Origin of the sequence: Mycoplasmopsis cynos, from assembly GCF_900660545.1 — a bacterium.
Taxonomy (GTDB): Bacteria; Bacillota_I; Bacilli_A; order Mycoplasmatales; family Metamycoplasmataceae; genus Mycoplasmopsis; species Mycoplasmopsis cynos.
Genome location: NZ_LR214986.1, coordinates 227231 through 247568 on the forward strand (window position 1 = coordinate 227231; position 20338 = coordinate 247568).

General features: G+C 26.4%; 23 protein-coding genes. 9 read left to right on the forward strand and 14 right to left on the reverse strand.

The window, feature by feature from the left end; all coding sequences use genetic code 4:
* Positions 1-215 precede the first annotated feature (215 nt).
* Both EXC48_RS01450 and EXC48_RS01455 read left to right on the forward strand, forming a co-directional pair.
* Complete coding sequence (locus tag EXC48_RS01450) at positions 216-494, forward strand: hypothetical protein (RefSeq protein ID WP_129720497.1); 279 nt, start codon at positions 216-218, stop codon at positions 492-494.
* Positions 494-2194 carry a PTS transporter subunit EIIC gene (locus EXC48_RS01455; protein ID WP_129720498.1) on the forward strand — a complete coding sequence of 567 codons (1701 nt, stop codon included), beginning with the start codon at positions 494-496 and terminating at the stop codon, positions 2192-2194. The genes EXC48_RS01450 and EXC48_RS01455 overlap by 1 nt, the downstream gene beginning before the upstream one ends.
* A gap of 114 nt (positions 2195-2308) precedes the next feature.
* Here the strand turns inward: EXC48_RS01455 and EXC48_RS01460 are convergent, their stop codons facing one another.
* From EXC48_RS01460 to EXC48_RS01515, 12 genes are all read right to left on the reverse strand, one after another.
* A complete protein-coding gene (locus EXC48_RS01460; protein ID WP_015287091.1) occupies positions 2309-2782 on the reverse strand; it encodes an MPN499 family protein in 474 nt (157 codons plus the stop codon).
* Position 2783: 1 nt separating this feature from the next.
* On the reverse strand, positions 2784-3653 hold the full coding sequence (locus EXC48_RS01465; protein WP_041593752.1) for a Cof-type HAD-IIB family hydrolase: 870 nt from the start codon (positions 3651-3653) through the stop codon (positions 2784-2786).
* Complete coding sequence (locus EXC48_RS01470; protein WP_129720499.1) at positions 3637-4374, reverse strand: L-ribulose-5-phosphate 4-epimerase; 738 nt, start codon at positions 4372-4374, stop codon at positions 3637-3639. Before EXC48_RS01470 ends, EXC48_RS01465 begins: the two co-directional genes overlap by 17 nt.
* Positions 4343-5221: an L-ribulose-5-phosphate 3-epimerase gene (locus EXC48_RS01475; protein WP_129720500.1), complete on the reverse strand. Its 879-nt coding sequence runs from the start codon at positions 5219-5221 to the stop codon at positions 4343-4345. The genes EXC48_RS01470 and EXC48_RS01475 overlap by 32 nt, the downstream gene beginning before the upstream one ends.
* Positions 5196-5849, reverse strand: a complete 654-nt coding sequence (locus EXC48_RS01480) for a 3-keto-L-gulonate-6-phosphate decarboxylase UlaD (protein WP_129720501.1) — start codon at positions 5847-5849, stop codon at positions 5196-5198. The genes EXC48_RS01475 and EXC48_RS01480 overlap by 26 nt, the downstream gene beginning before the upstream one ends.
* Before the next feature lie 10 nt (positions 5850-5859).
* Complete coding sequence (locus tag EXC48_RS01485; RefSeq protein ID WP_015287097.1) at positions 5860-6339, reverse strand: PTS sugar transporter subunit IIA; 480 nt, start codon at positions 6337-6339, stop codon at positions 5860-5862.
* A 1-nt stretch (position 6340) separates the two neighbouring features.
* A complete protein-coding gene (locus EXC48_RS01490; RefSeq protein WP_015287098.1) occupies positions 6341-6628 on the reverse strand; it encodes a PTS sugar transporter subunit IIB in 288 nt (95 codons plus the stop codon).
* Positions 6629-6644: 16 nt separating this feature from the next.
* Positions 6645-8390, reverse strand: coding sequence for a PTS ascorbate transporter subunit IIC (locus EXC48_RS01495; protein WP_129720502.1), 1746 nt, complete (start codon positions 8388-8390; stop codon positions 6645-6647).
* Positions 8391-8407: 17 nt separating this feature from the next.
* Complete coding sequence (locus EXC48_RS01500; RefSeq protein WP_129720503.1) at positions 8408-9463, reverse strand: phospho-furanose lactonase; 1056 nt, start codon at positions 9461-9463, stop codon at positions 8408-8410.
* Positions 9464-9663: 200 nt separating this feature from the next.
* Entirely contained in the window at positions 9664-10809 is a 1146-nt protein-coding gene (gene thiI, locus EXC48_RS01505) for a tRNA uracil 4-sulfurtransferase ThiI (RefSeq protein ID WP_129720504.1), read from the reverse strand.
* Positions 10810-10820: 11 nt separating this feature from the next.
* A complete protein-coding gene (locus EXC48_RS01510) occupies positions 10821-12368 on the reverse strand; it encodes a transcriptional regulator (RefSeq protein WP_129720505.1) in 1548 nt (515 codons plus the stop codon).
* Between the two features lie 34 nt (positions 12369-12402).
* Positions 12403-13251, reverse strand: a complete 849-nt coding sequence (locus EXC48_RS01515; RefSeq protein ID WP_015287105.1) for an HAD family hydrolase — start codon at positions 13249-13251, stop codon at positions 12403-12405.
* A gap of 69 nt (positions 13252-13320) precedes the next feature.
* Between EXC48_RS01515 and EXC48_RS01520 the strand changes: the two genes are divergently transcribed.
* The 7 genes from EXC48_RS01520 (at position 13321) to rplL (ending at position 18228) form a co-directional block, all read left to right on the forward strand.
* On the forward strand, positions 13321-13797 hold the full coding sequence (locus EXC48_RS01520) for a hypothetical protein (protein ID WP_129720506.1): 477 nt from the start codon (positions 13321-13323) through the stop codon (positions 13795-13797).
* Entirely contained in the window at positions 13797-14306 is a 510-nt protein-coding gene (locus EXC48_RS01525) for a DUF4231 domain-containing protein (protein ID WP_129720507.1), read from the forward strand. Before EXC48_RS01520 ends, EXC48_RS01525 begins: the two co-directional genes overlap by 1 nt.
* Before the next feature lie 2 nt (positions 14307-14308).
* Positions 14309-14683 (forward strand): hypothetical protein, encoded by a 375-nt coding sequence (locus tag EXC48_RS01530; protein ID WP_015287108.1) that lies wholly within the window; start codon positions 14309-14311, stop codon positions 14681-14683.
* A gap of 2 nt (positions 14684-14685) precedes the next feature.
* Positions 14686-15555 carry a Cof-type HAD-IIB family hydrolase gene (locus EXC48_RS01535; protein ID WP_015287109.1) on the forward strand — a complete coding sequence of 290 codons (870 nt, stop codon included), beginning with the start codon at positions 14686-14688 and terminating at the stop codon, positions 15553-15555.
* A gap of 382 nt (positions 15556-15937) precedes the next feature.
* Complete coding sequence (locus EXC48_RS01540; RefSeq protein WP_015287110.1) at positions 15938-17077, forward strand: ICP22 family protein; 1140 nt, start codon at positions 15938-15940, stop codon at positions 17075-17077.
* A gap of 249 nt (positions 17078-17326) precedes the next feature.
* A complete protein-coding gene (rplJ, locus tag EXC48_RS01545; protein ID WP_015287111.1) occupies positions 17327-17824 on the forward strand; it encodes a 50S ribosomal protein L10 in 498 nt (165 codons plus the stop codon).
* A 32-nt stretch (positions 17825-17856) separates the two neighbouring features.
* A complete protein-coding gene (gene rplL, locus EXC48_RS01550; protein WP_015287112.1) occupies positions 17857-18228 on the forward strand; it encodes a 50S ribosomal protein L7/L12 in 372 nt (123 codons plus the stop codon).
* Between the two features lie 60 nt (positions 18229-18288).
* Here the strand turns inward: rplL and EXC48_RS01555 are convergent, their stop codons facing one another.
* Together EXC48_RS01555 and EXC48_RS01560 are read right to left on the reverse strand one after the other, a co-directional pair.
* Positions 18289-19308 carry a nicotinate phosphoribosyltransferase gene (locus EXC48_RS01555; RefSeq protein ID WP_220100391.1) on the reverse strand — a complete coding sequence of 340 codons (1020 nt, stop codon included), beginning with the start codon at positions 19306-19308 and terminating at the stop codon, positions 18289-18291.
* Between the two features lie 17 nt (positions 19309-19325).
* Positions 19326-20336, reverse strand: a complete 1011-nt coding sequence (locus EXC48_RS01560; RefSeq protein ID WP_129720509.1) for an MAGa3780 family membrane protein — start codon at positions 20334-20336, stop codon at positions 19326-19328.
* Positions 20337-20338 lie beyond the last annotated feature (2 nt).

Below are 20338 nucleotides of genomic sequence, written 5' to 3' on the forward strand. Positions count from 1 at the left end.
TCTTTCGTTTTTAATTTTATTATTGTACATAAATAAAGAGTATTTTATGAATTAATAATTCATATATAAAAATATTTTCGTATTTAATTTGAGTGTAAAATATTTAATTAAGAATTCTTAATTTAATAATGGAAATATTTACATAATTATTGCTAAAATATGTTTAGAGTGAAGAGATTTTTTATCACTCTTTATAGACAGTGAAAGGTTTAAAAATGTCAAGTATTACAGGTTTTATTAAAAAGATTCGTAATGAACAATGGATTTACATTAGTCTTTGAGCATTATGATCAGTATTATTAATTGTAATAATTTTGCTATCAACATTATATAAGAAAGATACTGTTATAAATTATAATCCAGATATTGTAGCAGGTATTGCTCTTATTTGATTTATTGTATTTTTAAGCGCAATTATTTCGACAGTTATAGTACAAATTTATCTTAAGAAAAAAGAAATGCGTTCAATAAAAGGTCAAGGAGGTAATAAATAATGATGCAATCAACAACATTACAACCTCAAAAAACCTTTATTCAAAGAACATTGTCAACAATAAGCAAAATTGGTTCAACATTAATGTTTCCAATCGCAGTTTTACCAGTTGCTGCCATATTGTTAAGAATTGGAGCAGAGCTCCCAGATGCAACAGTATTTTCAAAGATTGTGCAAACAATTATTATTAAACCAGGTGGTGTTGTGTTTGATAATCTACACCTTATATTTGCAGTCGGAATCGCATTTGGATTTACCAAAGATAAACGCGGTGAAGCAGCGTTTGCAGGTTTAATAGCTGGTTTAATTATTACAACATTAGTTCCTCTTTTAGTAAAAGAATTTTATGGTTCAATTAATCTAGGTAAAGAAGTTCCAATATATAATGATAAAAAGGTAATTACTGGTAAAATACTAGGATTTGAAGCTATTTTCGGTAATAAGTTTGATGCTATTTTAGGATCGAATGTATTATCAGCAATTGTAACAGGAGCTATTATTGCATTTGTTTATAATCGTGCAAATAATGTTGAATTACCAAAGGCGTTAGGATTTTTCTCAGGTAGAAGATTAATTCCTGCTCTTGCGATTATAACAACAACACTATTTGGTATTCTTTGAGCAATAATTTTTCCATGAATTGCTTGAATTATTTATTTTATATCAAAACACTTATCAGATAATACAAAAGTTGGTGAAGGAACAAATATATCAAATAGATTTATAAGAGCATCAATTATGGGAGTATACGGATTTATTAATCGTTTATTAATTCCTTTTGGATTGCATCACATCCCAAATAACTTATTTTGATTCCAACTAGGGGAATGAGCAAAAGAAGGTGGTGAAGCAGGAGAGAAAGTTAATGGTGACATCTTTATTTTCTTAAATGGTGTTGCTAAAAACAACCCTGGGGGAATTTTCCAAGCAGGATTCTTCCCAGTTATGATGTTTGGACTTCCAGCACTTGTTGGTGCATTTATTTGAACAGCAGAAAATAAAGTGCAAAAAATAAGAGTTTTAGGATTATTTGGTTCAGCAGCTGTTATTAGTTTTCTTTCAGGTATTACAGAACCAATTGAATTTGCCTTTTTATATGTATCGCCACTATTATACTTTATACATGCAATATTAACTGGTATATTTGCATTTATCACTGGTGCATTTGGAATACAATTAGGGTTTGGTTTTTCAGCTGGTTTATTAGACTTTATTACATCAATTCCAAAGTCACTAAGAATCATTAATGAATCTAATTTTGAGGGTCTTTCAAGAGTATTTGCAAACCCAGGTTGAATTATTCCTATTGGTTTATTAACTGCTACAACTTATTTATTTGTTGGAAAATTTGTAATTGAAAAATTAAATCTTGATACTCCAGGAAGAGGAAAAGGTGTTATTTTAGAAACAGAAACAACAGAGACACCAAAATCAATTGGACATCTAGGATTTTCTGAAAAAGCTAGATCAATAGTAAAAAATTTAGGTGGTTGAGATAACATTGTTGAATATAATAATTGCTCAACAAGATTAAGATATTTAGTAAAAGATAGTTCATTGATTAATGAAGATGGTATTAAAAAAGCTGGTGCATTTGGAATAACAAAAGTAACAGACATATCAATACAAATTATTATTGGTGTTGAAGCAGAGAAAATAAATAATGAAATTGTTTCTAATGTAGGTAATGAATTAGAATAAAATTGAAAAAATACTAGTTTATTTAGCTAAACTAGTATTTTTTCAATTTTAATTAGAGATAATTCTTGTATTTCAAAAAGTATTGAAATATTTTTTTAATAGATAAGTTATGTATTATTTTAAAATTTTAAAATCAAATCATGTTCATTGTAAGAAAATTTTTTCATTATCTTTATTTTTATATTTTTGATAATATTTTTTAAAATATTCTTTTGAATAGAAGAAGATGTTTCCGTTATAAATAGTTTGCAAGGTTTTTTTATCAAATCGGATTATGATATTTTCAACTATTTCATAGTCAATATATTGATTGGGTAATAATTTATTTATATGATTGACATTTAATTGAAAATCATAACCCTTGAGTTTCATTAATGTGTTAAATATACTAAAATCAGTATCTTTATTAAATGAAAATTTAATGTTTTTTTCAAGTAAATTGTTTTTTATTATTAATTCTTTTAAACTTTTTGCATATTTAATAACAAATTCATGTGATCTGGGAGTTAATATTTTTAAAAATGACGGAACTAATCAAAATCCAGTTAGTGTTTGATTTATTTTTAACTTAATTATTTCGTTTAACATATTAGTTTATTTTTTCAAAAAAATCGTATATCCCATCATCATTATTTGATAAAGTAATAAAAGTAGCAGCGTTTTTAATTTCTAAATTTGCTTGTCCCATAGCAACTGAATATTTAGAAACATTAAACATTGATATATCATTATGTTCATCGCCGAAAACTATTGTTTTATTTAAATCGATATTTTGAATTTTAGATAACATATTTAATGCTTCACCTTTTGAGCAATCATTTGGCATTATATCTATAACGTTTGATTGTGATTTTATAGTATATATACCTTTGATATTTCGCAATTCATCGCAAAATGAATGAACATACGTTAAGTCGCTATCGCTTACAATAACTAAAATTTTTATAATATCAAATTGTTGAATTTCAAAATCATTTTCATTAAATTTATATTTATATGCATTAAACTTAAATTTAAATTTATCTGGTAATTTATTAATTGAATTATTTAATCAATTAAATCAATTTGGATATTCATTTATAGAATAAAAACCAAAAATTTCTTCTGTGGTGTATAGCAAGAATGTTATATTATTTTTAATTAGCTTATCAAATATTTCTATTGTTGCATTTTTGTTTATTGGATTTTTATAAATAATTTCATTTTTTTTAAAATCATATATTAAAGCACCATTACAACCTATTAATGGAAAATCAGCATTAATTAGATGATTTTCATATTTAGCAAAAAAGTATGGTCTTCCTGTGATGATTCCAACTTTTTTCCCTTTTGCTTGTAGTTTTTTAATACATAATAATGTTTTTTCTGTTATTTGCTTTTGTGAATTAAGTAATGTACCATCTAGATCAAAGAAAATAGAATCTAAATATTTATCATTTATTTTATTTATCTTGTCCATAGTAAGCATTTGGTCCATGTTTTCTTGAGTGATGTTTATTTTGTAAGGTGCGATTTGCTTCTTTTTTATCAGGATTTAATATTTTTGTATATAAAGCCATTTTAGCTATTTCTTCTAAGGTTAGAGCTAAATTAACAGCATCAATTGGATTCTTAATTGATCATACAAATGGTCCATGTTCCTTTACTAATGTAGCGGTTGTTGATTCAAAACTTATATTGTTATTATTAAAGTGTTCAATAATAACTAATCCAGTATTATGTTCATATTCACCATTAATTTCAGCATCTGATAGTTCTCTTGTACACGGTACTGAACCAAAAAAATTATCAGCATGAGTAGTTCCAAGACATGGTATTTCTTTACCAGCTTGCGCAAAAGAAACAGCAAAAGGTGAATGAGTATGTACTATACCCTTTATATTTTTATTAGCTTTATACAATAATGTATGTGTTGGTGTATCACTTGATGGTTTATATTGTGAATCTATTACATTATTTTCAAGATCAACAACAACCATATGGTCAGGTGTTAATGCTTCATAACTAACTCCAGAAGGTTTGATTATCATATATTTTCTATCATTAGTTATACCTGATACATTTCCTCATGTATGAATAGCAAGACGATATTTATACAAAAGCATATTTGCTTCATAAACTTCTTTTTTTAATTTTAGAATTTCTGAATTATTCACCATTAGCTCTCTTTCATTGCTCATCGTAAAAATCCTTTGCTTGTTTTATTTTAGTTATATTTTGATCAACTGTTTCATCAGGTTTATTTTTAGATCACATTTCAATTAATATAGGAACATTAATATTATTTATTTTAATTTGAGTTAATGAGTGAGCGAAATCAACAGTTCCTTTTCCTCATTCAACTTCTTTAAATTTAGTTGGTAGTGTATCTTTAAAGTGAAATGCAACAATCTTATCTTTTCCTAATAAAATTTCATTATCAACATCCTTTGTAAATTGATTAAGATTCCCAAGATCTGGATATATATAAAAGTTTGGCATATCTATAAATTTTAGAAATGAAAGACATTTAGAAATTGTACCGGCAAAAGGAGTATCCATAGTTTCAAAAGCTAGAGTGACACTATATTTACTTGCAAGTTTTGCACATTCTTTCATACCATTTAAAAAGTTTTTTCGAGTCTCAGAATCAGCTTTTTCATAATATACATCATAAGCAGCAATTTGGATAATTCTGATACCTAATTTTTTAGCAAGAATAAGTGCTTTTTCCATAATCTCAAGTGATTTTTTTCTTGTTTCTTCATTTTTAGATCCAAATGGAAAGCGCCTATGAGCACTTAAACACATAGAGTTAAAGTAAAAATTATTGTCAATTAATGTTCTTAAAAGATTATTAATAGTTTCATCGTTTCAATCTAACCTTGATAAACGTTCATCTGATTCATCTACACTGAATTCAATAAAATCAAAACCTGCAGCCTTAGCAATTTTTATTTTTTCATCTCAATTAAATTTATTATTTATAGCTTTTTCATAAATTCCAACAAATCTTGTTTTTTTATTTTCAATATTTTTTAAATTCATCTTTAAATGCTCGTGCAGCTAATTCAGGATTTTCTGCATCTCTAATTGTTCTACCAGCTATAAATATATATATCGGAATATCTTTAAATAGTTTTATATCTTCAACAGCGACACCGCCAGTTACTGTTACTTTAAATCCCATTTGCGCAAGTTTTGATACAGTTTCAATATCTTTTTTACCTCATTTTACTCCTGATGCTTGTGCATCTCTTGCTCGATGTCAAACTACCTGAGGTACATTTGATTTTTTTCATGCTTCAACTTGTTCTCATGTGAAATTAGTTGTCATTTCAACTTGTAATTCTTTATTAGAATACTCATTTGAAAATCTTACAAGTTCATCCATTGTTTGGTTTTCTGCTGCACAAATTGCAGTTGTGTAATCAGCTCCTGCATCAAAGAACATCTTAGCAAAAATTTTTCCAGCATCAGCAATTTTTCCATCAGCAACAATTATTTTATTTGGAAATTCTTTTTTTATTTCACTTATTGCTTTTTTACCTTCTGATGCAAGTAAAATAGTCCCTACTTCAATTACATCAATATATTTTTCTGCTTTTCTTGCTGATTTTATAGCATCTTCAATAGTTAAATTATCAAGGGCGATTTGTAATAAAGGTAATGCCATATTTTCTCCTTTAAATTAAATATTTTTGAAAGTCAATTTTTGAAATTATTTCAATAATCTCATCACTAGTTTTTGCATTAATAATTTTTTCTAAATTATTGTTATCTTCAAAAATTGCAACTATTTGAGGTAGAGCTTCAGAAGTATGTATTTCAGCACTAGTTGCAGCTAGAGCAATCAAAACTCTTACAGGTCTTTCATCGCCTTCAAAATAAACAGGTGATTTTAATGTAATCAACGAAAAGGAGTTTTCTTTAACACCTGCATCGCTTTGAGCATGTGGCATAGCTAAATTTTCAGAAATTATGTAGTACGGACCATATTCAATGGTATTTTTAATAACAGCATCATAATATCTTGGTTCAACTAGATTATTATCAATTAATGGTTTAATTGATAAGAAGACAGCTTCTTTTCAATCTTTTGCCACAAGATTTACATTAATAGATTGATATTTTTTTAAAATATCTAATAAATTTATTTTATTCATATTAATGACCTAATGCACTTTTTAATGCTTCTCTAATTTCGTTTTCATCCATTAGGTTTGTTACACCTACAATTTTTGCTCTTTGATTGTGATCAAATTCACTTGATAAGTGCTTTGAAGAAATAATAATGTCAGCATTATTAGTCATACCTTTTGATTGCCCCATAGAAAGAGCTTCAACATCAGCACTAACACCTAATTCCTTCATAATTTTTTGAACTTTTAATTTTATTATCATGCTTGTACCCATACCATTACCACAAGCAGCTATAATTTTTAATGTTTGCATATTTCCTCATTTTTGGTTATTTATTTTCTGGAAGAAGAACCGGGTTAATTTTTAATATTTTTTGTAAAAATGTAGCTTTTGTTTGTGAACCATTATCTACAATCATACCGATTAGAATCATTGTTATTATTGCTAAAATAACTAATATTCAAGCAACTGCAAAGTGATATGATGAGAATCAGAATAGTAGTCCAAAGAATAAGTTTCAATCAGCCATTCCAATGTATCCACCAGAAAGTGGAGATAAGTTGTTAGCTGATCCATTGAATAATGCTCTTGAAGCAAAAGAAATAATTAATATTTCAAGGAACCCAATTATTCCTGGTAATAATAATGCAGCTTTTCATCCACCACTTGCATTTGCATAAACTCCTAATGATCCAGAGTTGAAGAATAAAGTAATAAACAATGGAATTCCAATAAATACTACATTTTGACCAGGTATTAATGAAAGAGCTATAACTAATGCAACACCTAAGAATTGACCTATAACTCCTGATAAGAATCCAAATGTTACAGAGTTAATTGAAAATCCATAGACAGCTGCAACGTCTACCGCAACAACAGCACCTGGTATTATTTTTTCACTAATTCCATGAAAAGATTGTTGTAATTCAGTAATGAACATTCTAACACCAGTGATAATAGCTATTAATGAAGCAACGATTTTTAATGAGCCACCAATAATATTTAGAGTAAAGTTAGCTCCACCAAAGGATTTATTTCATATATCATAATCTTTTGTGAATTTTATTAAATCTTTTTCAATTACTTTTGTTGGGTCAACAGCAATTAAAACAATAAATAAAGTTAAAAATAGTGAAAGAATAATGATAGTTTGAGTGAATATATTGTCTTCGAATATTTTTAAATAACTAGGCAATTTTTTATGTTCTGCTGAATCTTCTTTATTTCCTAGATATTTACCTAGTTTATATGATGCAGTAATTGCTCACATTTGTTGATGACCAATTGCAAAACCTGCATTTTGAGTTACTGCATTTGTACCTTTTATAGTTGATGTAGATGCAGTTGCTCAATAAATTCCTAAGAATAATCCGGATATTATCACAAGTCCAGTTTGTTCTCCAAAAGTAATTGTGCCATCGAAAATTCTTAGGTCTTGAAAAAGAATTACATAGAATATTGCAGTAACAACAGCGGCTTGTTGTAGCATAACATGCCCTGTAATCATTAGACTATTTGTGTTTGTTCATTTTTTTAATGCAACCATTATGATGTTAATTGCAAATCCTAAAATAAATGAAAATGAAATTAATGACACATAAGAATTATTTCCAAAAATATCTTTATTACTAAAGAAATTTTGTTGACTTGCTAGCGAGAAATAAGGATCAAGCGGAACAATACCAACACTTGAACCGGAAATTTTACTTATACCATCAAATACCGGTTTAGCTAATGATACTAGTGTTCCTGATCCGATTTGTAATAATATAAAACCAATAACAGTTTTTAAAAATCCTATTATTGATTCTCTTAAACCTCTACCAATAACTAAATATCCAATGAAGGTTAATGAACCTAAAAGGACCGCTGGAAGTTTAAAGAAGTTATCTAAATAAACTTTATTTAATAAAAATAAAAAGGCATCTAATCATGCTCGACCACTTCAAGGTATTTTATGTTGTGATGATTTCACAAGCAAAGTGGTTAAAATAATAATTAAATTAATTGCAGCAAAGACAATTCATCCAATTATTAAATTAGTTTTTTTTCTTTTTTCTAAATTATTAATCATATTTTTTATTCCTAATTTTATTTAACATTTAATGATCTTTTTAATTCAAGTACTCTAGGATTCACCTTAGAAGGATCAAATTTTCTTTTTTCATCAAATGATAAAATTTCTCTTGGATTATTAATTAAAATATCCTCAATTGCCTGGTCACTAACACCAACTTGTTTTAGTAATGGTATAAAGCGATCAAATAAGTAGCCTAACCCGAAAGTTTCTTTCCCCTTTTCTATACCATAATTTCTTTGATATAAAATTCTTCCTGCATCAAGTGCCATAGTAATGTGTTTTTGATATCCTTTATCAACAAGATATTTAATATTTTCAGCTAATGTCGCATCAGTGTAATATTTAACTCTGTCTGGACCATCAAAACATAATGTTACACCTAACTCTGAAATGATTTTTTCATAGTAATATTTATCCGGGTTTTTATTTAAGTGTGATAATTGAATTTTTCTTGGATTTGCACCAAAATCAATTAAATGTTGAGCAGCTTCATAAGCCATTGTACCAAGCTGAGTATGCACTAATATTGGCGCACCTGTTTCAATACTTGATCTAGCGGCAATTTCAAGTGATTTTAATTCTAATCTATCAATTGCAGCATATCCAGTTCCAGCCTTTATAATTCCTGCTTTTGATTTTGATCGTTTAACAACCGGACCACTATAGTTCATTTCATCCATTCCGATTTCGATTTCCGCTTTTATCATTTCTACGATATCATCAATAGGCGCAAGAGATAATCATGAAGCTCCTTTATCATAGAATGCTGCTTTGTGAAAACCAGTAGCCATTATAATATGTGCCTTACCTTTGAGTTTTTCAGCGATTTCAAGCATTTTATAAACATCCCTACCAACATTTGGCGGATCCATTGTAACAACAGTTCTTCCGCCTTTTTCGATGAATTCATTCATCTCCTTAATAGCAGCATTAATAGAAAGCATTACAAAATCTGGGTGTTCATGCGCTTCTGGACCATAATTTTTTATTAAATGATCATGACAATCAACGACCCCTAATTCCTTTGGATCAATGTCTCCTAATACTGTTCTTGCAAATTTCTTCATTTATACCTCCTCGTTTTAAAAATGACATTTGCTATATGAAAACAAACAAAATGTGTGAATGTTTCCACATATTTTTATAATACCATAAATTTTTTATTTTTAAAAATAAAACTTGTATGCATTTATAATGTTTATGTGAAATATAATGGATATTTATTTTATGGTTATATTTTGAGGTAATTAAAAAATCAAAAAGACTCTTAATAATCTTTTTGATTTATTTTTATCATTTCTATTTTTTGTTCAATTAATTCTTTTTCAAGTTCTAATAAATTAGTTAATTCATTTTCTAATTTTATAGCCTGTTCGATGGTAGGTTTGGTTATTGGCTCTTTTGGAGCGAATAATTCACAGGTTTCATTAGCTTTAATTATTGAAATATCATGAGTTTTAATTTCTTTTGCAATATTAATTATTTGATTTTTGTCAAATGTTAATAAGGGGCGCAAAATTTGAAGTTTTGTAGCTGATCCAATTGTGTGTAATGATTCAAGGGTTTGCGAAGCTACTTGTCCTAGATTATCCCCATTAGAAATTGCAAGAATTTTATGTTTTTTAGCAATTTGCTCAGCAATACGATAAAAACTTCGCCTCATAAGTGTGATTTTATATGATTCTTTTGAAACAAATGAAATATAGTTCATTAAATGTGAATAATCAGCAATAATTAAATTACAGCTATTTTGATAATTATTTAATATTTTCACTAATTGAACGATTTTGTCAATTGTTTTTTGGTCAGTTTGAGGAGGCGTGATAAATGTTAAAAACTCAACTCGTAGTCCTCTTTTCATCATTTGAAAAGCAGCAACAGGTGAATCAAAACCACCAGAAATTAAGTGTAAAACCTTACCTGAAACGCCAACCGGTAATCCACCTAATCCAGCAATGTAATTGGTAAAAAGAAATGTTTTTACACTTCTAACTTCAATATAAAAAATTTGATCTGGTGTATGAACATTCACACATAAATTTGTTTTTTTAAGTAGATATGAACCTAAAATATTATTAATTTGGTTAGAAGTATAAAAAAACTTTTTATTATTTCTTCTAGCAGCTATTTTAAATGTTTTTGTGTTTGGTTCTAAAAGGTTTGTTAGATTTTCTTTAAATATTTCAATATCATTTTCCACAACAATAACCGGTGAATATGAACTAATACCAAAAACGTATTTCAGTTTTTCAAGGCTTTCTTCGCTATAATCAATATACATACGATCAAATTCAATTTCTGGCTTTTGACCAACGATATTTAAAATATTATCAGCAAGTTGCTTTATAAAAGTTTTGCGATTTTTTTTCTTAAGAACAAGTTCACCATATCTTATTAAAATTTTTTCATACATAATAATCCTTATTAACTATTTTTTAATGCATCTTTTAAGACTTTAAATGCTTCTTTATAATTATTGTTTTTTAGATAAATGTCGCAATCCATTAGAATATTATTTAATCTTGAATTAGACTTTAATGATTTATTTTTTGAGATAAACACTTGTAGAATTTCAAACATTTTTTTATATTCTCTATTTTCATAAATAATCTTTATTAGCAATGATATTTTTTGTATAAACTCTTGATATTCTTTTTTATTAGTAATAAAATCAATTTTATTATTTATTTTTTTTTGATATAAATTATTTAAAAATTGTACATTTTCTTCTGTTGCAACGTTAGCAGGAAGTAGATCATTTTGAGTTGTTCAAAAATATAAATTAGATAATTTAAGATATTCATCATTTATTAGTTTAGTTTTATTTATTTTATAGAAATTAATTTGATGATAAATTACAAGATTTTGCTGCATTTTTAGCATTAATCTTAGCATTTGTCTTATTAATATTATTTTTTGATTGTTTTTTAATGATTCATTATACAAAGTGTTGTGCAGTTTTTTGATTGTTTCCATAGTCTTATTCAAAAAAGTATTATTTACAAATTTATTTTTTTCAATAATACCTTTAAAAGTTTTGATGATTCTATTGAAGAATGTTTTATTCCTTTTTAAGTATGAATCTAATAAAAAAGTCTCAAAGTTTGTAGTTTTAAACTTATGGATTGTTTCATATAGTTCAATTAATTCGTTTTTGATATTTAAAAAACTTTTCCTATTTCAATTGTGGTTTAATTTTAAATATTGATTATTCATTTTTTCATAAAAATCAAAATTATCATAATTTTTTAATGACTTAATTACAAGAGGTAATTGATAAAACATTACAAATTCAATTTTTTCAATTGAATTAAAGATATCTTTTATATCATTTATTTCTGAAATTATTTTTTCTGATTCATTTTTCGCAATATCAAATGAACCTTTATATTTTAATTTGTTTATCTTATCAAAGTGCAAGCGAATATTATTTGCTTTTTTATCTAGATAATTAAATGAAGTTTTTAAAAATCCCTTCTTTTTATTTAAATTTTCTTTAATGTGCTGGGTTATTTCTAAAATATGGGCAAAATTGACATCTATTTGACTTCATTCATTTTCGATATAACTTCCTCTTTTATCAAATTGTAATTGGAAGAATTTAATTTTTTTGAAGATTTTTTTAAGTTTAAAAAGTTTTAAAAATGACTTAATAATTTTATGATTTGAAAGTAATTCATTTGTTTTATCATAAATGCTATTTCAAATTGTTATATTGTCATAAATTAAATTATTTTTATCTTTTAAATAATCTAATAATTCAAGATACTTATTTTCATTTTTTGATAAATAAAACACTTTTTGCAAAATAGTTTTATTGTTATTATTAAGAATACTAATTTTATTTTTGATACTATTAGCTTTTTTATGAATAGCATCTAGAATTAATTTTCTAATTAAGAAAATAAACATAACAAGAAGCAATAGTGAAAATAAACCAAATAAAGTTCAAATAAAGACTTTTATAACCATATTTCTCCTTGTTAATATTTAAACAAACAACAAATTAATTTTGTTGTTTGTTTGATTTTTGTTGTGAAATTTCTCTTTTAAGATCAAAATCAACACGATATAAATAATCATCAATAGCTTCTGCAAGACCATCTTGATCAACAGTTGAAGTAAAATATTTTCCGAATGTTCTAGTATATGGATCAGAATTTTCCATTAAATATGGATATCCAACTATTTGAAACATTGATATATCATTTTGGCTATCTCCAATAGCCATAACATCATTTACATCAATATTTAAAACATTTTGACAAATTCATTTAATTCCGGAACCTTTTGATATTCCTGGTTTAGTAATTTCGATATGTCTATCCAAATCAACAATATTAAGATTAATTTTTCTTTCCTTTGCTAACTTATAAAACTCTTTTACTTTATCATATGAGCCATATGTTTCTATTTTGTGTAAATCATGAGGAATTTCACCATTCTCAATTCAATTGCTATATTGACAAAATTCAGTAAAGAATTCTCGATGCTTATCGGTCGCATCCTTTAAAAAAAATCGATGTGTACCAAAATAATAAAGCGGTAATTCTAATTCTTTAGCTAGGTCTCAAACTTTCTTAGCTTCATTATGATCGATATATTCAATATTTAAGATCTCATCTTTGAAATTATCATAGATAAAAGCACCATTAGAAAAGATGATATAACGAGCTTTTAAATTATTTGCTAAATTTTTTATCTTATCATAAGGGCCATTGCCAGTATTAATGATAAATTCCACACCTCTATCTACTATTTCATTGACTTTATCTTTGTTCTTTTTAGAAAGAATTCCACTGGGAAAGGGATAAATTGTTCCGTCAACATCACTAAAAATTGCTACCTTTTTCATATTAGTGTATATTATAAACTATTCAATAATTTAATTTATCAAATTTATTACATATTGTAAAATTTAGTTATGCAAGCTATTGTTCAAAAACTAAAAGAAAAGCAAGATTTACATCGCAAGAAGTTGAGGATTTATTCAATTTTAGACAATGTTTTTTCATTTGTAATTATTTTATTGAATGTTTCATCAATTGCCTTAGCGATATGAGCACTGGTAAAATTAGTTTTAATATCAAAAAAAGAACATATTACTAATCAAAGTCTTTCATTTATTTTGTTAATTACATTCGTTGTTTTATTGATTATTTCTTTTTTATTAACAATATTTCTAGCAATTTATAAACATAATACTAAAAATAGTGAATACCATAAAGTTTTAAATACGCTTAATTATATTAATGATAAATATAAAGCTAAAAAACTTAGCGATACTGACTTAAGCATTATACTTGATGCTTTATGAGAGAAGATTTCTTTAAAGCAAAAGCAAACAATTAAAAAGATTCTTAAAAAAGAGTTGAAAAGCACTAATAAAGTAGGTAAATAATGAAATCAAAAAACCAATCTGCTTTTTATAAAAGATTTCTTGAGCTTCAAAATAAGGCGAAAATAAAAAAATATATTTATGGTATTTTGTATTATTCTTTAAACACTATTACATTTATTTCAACATTATATGTTGCTATTATTGCTGTTTATTTTTTAGCAGGTAATAATTCGAATTACCAAAATAATGAAAATCCATATCGATTAGATTTTTGAAAAGATAGTTCAAACTACATTTTAGCTACTACAATTATTAATTCGTTAACAAGTATGATTAGTTCATTAATTGCGTTTTTTGCAATTAATAATAAATTTAGATTTTATAAGGAGAAATTCAACTTATTAAAATTTGAACATTTGTATTACCAAACTAGAAAATGAATTTATTTTGATCAATTAGATCAAGAAAATGATTTTAGATTAATGAAAAGAGCTTTAAATATTTTAGAAATTGATCGTTATAAGTCTTCATCATTTCTTTATGAAAATAAAATGAATAAGGAGGAATAATAATGACGAAACAAAACAAGGAAAAATTTTTAAAAGTGACAAAAAAAGCTCAATATAAACTTTATGTTGGTAGTTGAATATTTTTTTCTTTGAGTATTTTAGGAATATTCATTTCAACACTAATTATTATTTTAAACTTATATGCAATTAGATGGAATGAACGTCCTTATGATACTATGTATATATTTGTTCATATTGCAATCGTTTCTGCATTTACTACATTCTTTTTGTCAGTTCAAGCTTTTTTAAATATTTCAAAACGTAAACAAGAACTAAGTCAAAACATTTCAAAAATAGATGAAATAATAGAATTAATTTCAACAAAAGAACAACTTAATCAAGAAGATATAGATAATATTTCGGAGGTTATAAATTAAGAATGATTTATTTTAAAGAAAGAGAATACCAAAATCTTGAATTAAAAGACTTAGATAATTTTGTCTTTGATTTAGATGGAACATTATTGAATTCTGAAGCAAAAATTATTACTAAAAATCTTGAAGCAATTTTGAAACTAAAAGCATTAGGAAAAAACATTTTTATTGCAACAGGGAGACATTTTCATTCTGCTAGAACATATTTAGATCAAGTTATTCCAAATTTTCCAGTTATAACTGCTAATGGTGCAGCAATATGAGATTTAAAAAATATTCAAGTACTTAAAACATTTTTTATAGATAAAGATATAGCTAAAGAAATTTATGATGCCTTAGTTGAATGGAAATATGACTTTTCTATTTATACGCCTGATAAAATGATTGGACATAATGCAAATAAAACCGGTTTTTTTGAAAAAAGAAATTATATTGAACGTTTGGGAGATAAATATAAAGAAGGCAATATTAGTCACTTAATAAATGATCTTCAAGTATGTAAGTTTTATGTTCTTATGGATTCAAATGATGATCATACCTTTCATAATATAAATAGCATTATAAAAAAATACGGAGATAAAGTTCATGCTCAGGTTTCAGATTTTCCTAATGTAGATATTATGTCTATCAAGGCTTCAAAAGGTAATGCATTGGAATATCTTTTTAAGATCAATAATTTAGATTTTAATCGTACAATTTGCTTTGGTGATGGAGAAAATGATTTTTCAATGTTTAAAATTTCAAAATATTCAGGCTCATTTAAAAGTTCAAAACATCCTGAAGTATATGATCTAACATCAATGATATTTGAATCAAATAATGTTCCGTGAATTGATGAATTTTTAAAATTTATTAGTAAACCAAAAAATAAATAGTATAAATTTGCATTGTGATTTAACACAATGCTTTTTAAATGTTGAAAACCAAATGTAATTAATAGAATTCTTGATTTAAGCAATCTGAATAAGAAGATTTATGAAATATATTTTTTAAATATAATAAAAAGCTTTTACAAACCAGAAATTATTGTGATTTTCTTATCACTTTTTAATGTTTTATTAAACAACAAAAAGATTTTTCTGCATTTTACCACACTTTGCTAAAAAAAAAAAAAAAAAAGGAACTTGTTCGTTTTGTGATGATAAATTGATAAGTTTTATAATGATTGACCACTAAAATTTTCTCGTACTACATACACAACTAATTATTAAACCTATATTAAGTATTTTTAACATTTTTTAAGTATTAAGGAGAATAATGAGTAAATACAAGAAAATTTTTAGTGGTCTTGGATTATTATCAATTTCAACATTAATTGGTGCTGGTGTGGTTGCTTGTGCTAATAAAAAACCTAAAGCAAGTGATTCTAGTACAGAAGCAATAGATCAAAACAACAATCAAGGAAATTCAACAACACCAGAACAAGAAAAACCTGGACCAAATGATCAAGGAAATTCATCAAAACCAAAAGAAGGAGAAAATACACCTGGAAATCCAGCTCCACAAGCACCTAAAACACCAGGAAAACCTGAAGATTCAGCTCCAGAAAAACCGGAAAAAGCACCTGAACAAGGTGACGGTTCATCAAATGAAAACTCAGGAAATACTAATGAAACTGATAAAAAAGATAAACCTAATGAGGGTATGAATAAAAAACCAGAAAAACCTGACAAAGATCAAACCCCTCCGGTAACACTAGAACAAAAAGCAACATTACTATTAGCAGAAATTGATAAGAATCCAGGATATCCAAATCCTAAAGCGCAAGCGATAATGACATTAAGAAACGAAGTAGAAAATATTAAGAATGAAGCTGGTAAAACCGAAGAAGAAAAGTTAACCAAATTAAAGGAATTTAAGACAAAACTTAATAAAATTAAAGATGCTCTTGCGAAAGCTATTAAGGACATTGATGCATTGCCTTATCCTAAAGTACAATTAAATCTTCAAAAAGAAAAATTTGCTAAGGATAAGTTTAAAGATAAGCTAAACACTTTAACAAAAGTAGATGAAATTTCAAAAGTTTTACCAACAGATTGAGCTGATAAAATAAAGAAGTATAATGAAGTATTTGAAACGATTAAAAATTTCATTAATACTGATAGTTTAAAGAAAAGATTTGCACAAACTGATGATTCTACTAGTGGGCGTTTTACAGAAAGTGCATTAATTTGACATGTTTATGAAACTATAAGAAATAAATTTGAAAAAGAAGTTAATAATAGTTTTGGTAAAGAAAAAAAATCTGAGGCACAAAAATTTATTAGTAAATTTTCAAAAATTAATGAAAATGGTCACAATAAAAATGCTCAATGATTACTTGATGAAAGTAAGAAAATAGTATCCGAATTTTCGAAAGCAAAAGAAGAAGCAAAAAAATCTAAACAAATGGTATAAACAAATTCTTGAATAAATCATCCTTTCAAAACAATCATAAAAAATTAAAGCAATAAATTCTTTCAAAGAAAACATAAAGTTTTAAAGTGTTTTCTTTGAATTTTTATTTATGAAATTACATTTTTTTAATATAATTGTAAAGCAATACATAAAGACAGTAACTACTTTATTGATTAAGTTTAAATATGTTACCGAATGTATGTCTTAAAATGAGGTATTGCAATTAATAAATAATGAAAGGGGGACTCAATGACTGAATCAAAGTTTAAAATAGCAAAAAGAGAAGTTGTTTTAGAAATTTCTCAAAAGATAAAAAACTCACAAGCGCTAGCTTTTGCTGAATATCGTGGGTTAACAGTCGCTGAATTAGAAGAATTTAGAAGTGAAGCAGCTAAAGTAGGTGTTGATGTTAAAGTTTATAAGAATCGTTTATTTAAAATAGCTGCTGCTAATAATGGTTTAGCCGATTTATCAGAATATTTAGTAGGCCCAAACATTTTCTTATTTTCAGAAAATGATGGAATGGCTGCTGCTAAATTATTATCTTCATTTGCGAAAAAACATAAGATTATGGTTATTAAAGCAGGTACATACGAAGGTAAAGTACTTGATGCAAACGGTGTTAAAGAAGTTGCTACTCTTCCTACATATGAAGAAGCACTTGCAATACTTGCACGTTCAATGATGTCACCATTACAACAATTAGGTCTTGCACTTAAAATGTATAGTGAAGGAAAAACAGAATAATTATTAAATTTAATTAATAGAAAGGAAAAACTATGGCAAAATTAACTAAAGAAACATTTGTTGAATCATTAAAAGAAATGTCAATTAAAGAAGTTATGGAACTTGTTGAAGCAATGAAAGAGGAATTCGGAATTGATCCAATGGCTGCTATGGCAGTTGCTGCTGCTCCTACAGAAGGTGGAGCAGAAGAAAAAACAAGCGTTAAGGTTGTTTTAAAAGCTGATAACGGAAAGAAAATCCCAGTTATTAAAGCGGTTCAAGCTGTTTTGGGTCTTACATTAATGGAAGCTAAAAAAATTGTTGATGCTTTACCAGCAACAATTAAAGAAAATATTAATCCAGAAGAAGCAGAACAAATCCGTGCAACTCTTGCAGAAGCAGGTGCTGAAGTTTCAGTTGAATAATTTTTAACTTATTTATTAAACAAAATCCAGGACTTATCATCCTGGATTTTGTTATAATAATTATTTAGATTTATAAGTAATTAAATTTGGATTATGATGATATTTTCGTCCTTCTTTTGCTTGTTTTTGACCATTTAAAATAGTGGCATCAGCAGAAAATGAATTGTTTAACTTAAATATGCTTTGACCAACTCCATAATAATCAACAGGAGTATTTAAACTTTCAAAATACTTGATTTTATTTTCATCAAATCCAGAAGAAACAACAATTTTGTATTTGGTTGCCCCTGCCTCGTTAAGAGCTTTTCTTAATCTGAAAACTTGTTCTGGGTTTACTCCATAATGTGGTTCTTCATTATCAAACATATGATCTACCATATTTTTAGAAGTATCAATACGTACACCTCATACTTTATTACCTAGAGCATTTCATACTTTTAATGAATCTGAAATTACATCATTATGATAATCAACTAATGAAATAAGTTTATTATTTGGGAAATTTTTATGAAATGCAATAGTTGCCGCGACAACATCGCCATTAAAACCTTGAATTAAAGCATGAGGCATACTACCAAATACATTTTCTTCTTGTTCATTATTTGGATATTTTTGAGCTTCAGTAGAAACTAATTTTATTCCAGCAATTGCTATTGCTTTTCCATCGATTTCTTGATTTATATAATGATCAGCACGATCTCCCATAAAAATAACTTCTTTGTCACCAGCTGCTAATTTACATTTTCAAGCATTTGTTGCAATTGATGTATTTCTTGCTAGAATTCCATCAATCATTCCCTCTCAAATTCCAAAATCTTGATAATGTCCTTCTAATTCTAAAACTATATCAAGATTATTAATGATTGAACCATCAGGTAAGTATCTAATAGTATATTTAGAAGTATCACTTACTTCTTCTAATAATTCTAAAACTTCTGAAATCCCAGCTAACATCGAGTTATCCTTGCGCTGAAAAAATTGTAGAACAATTATATTACTTGGTCTTTCATTAGCTAAAATTGTTTGAGTTTTTTTGAAGTAAGAAGCTATATATTTCGTTTTTTTCATTTGTACATCCATTTTTTGTTTAGGCAAAATTATTCATTAGGCTTAGATTTGTTTTTATTTATTCTTCTGTTATATAATCATATTCATAATTTTGAGTCTTTGTGAAGGAAAATTAGTTTTGGAAGTGTTTTTTGATTTGGTTGTTTTATTCTTAAAAATCTTCTTATGATAAATCCGATGATTGGACAAGTTAAGACAATGAATGAAAGCATTATAATTATCAAAACTGCTCTAACATAGTTATTAGGACCTTCATATCCTAAAGGTTTAATTAATGAAACAACGGAGTAAAAAACTATTCCACGATTTATTTCGCTATTAAATTCTCTTGGTACAGGATTACTTTCATCGTAAAATAAATTAGTAAAATCTGGTGAAAATTGTTGTTTATGTAGGTTTAAAAATTTATATCCAAAAAGATAAATTGAGATCATAAAAAATGAATATATTAATGGATAAATCATTAAACATCAAATTGCTTTGTTACTAATTCTAATTGATTTTCTTTCTCAAAAAATTGTTACAATCCCGAGAATAGGACCTATTGCATGCCAAATAATTGTTCTATTAAAATCATTATCCTCTTCTAAGCGACCAATTAATTTAGGATCAAAAACAATTCCTGTTCAAAAACCAAGCATAACAGAAATGATAAATACTATACTAGAAAAATAAAGTCTTTGTGCAAGTTTTCCATTTTTGAAAAATGGAAAAAATGTTATACATGCTGCAAGAAAAATATTACTAATAAAGGTATAAAAATAAGATGATCCACCTCATAGTGCAGTTGTCGCATTAGGTAGGAGATTCGAATATACTTCTCTTTTTTCTATTTCATTTGCAGTATTATTAGCAATTTCTTTTATTTGTTCTATGATTTTTGGATTTTTATTATAGATATTTCAAATATTGTATGATTGATCATATCATTTTCAAAATATTGTACAAATGTATAAAATAAACAAAATTATTCCAATTGTAAATGTAATTGTTTCATATTTATTAAATGATTTAAATTTTTTGTAAACTACTTTTGTCATAA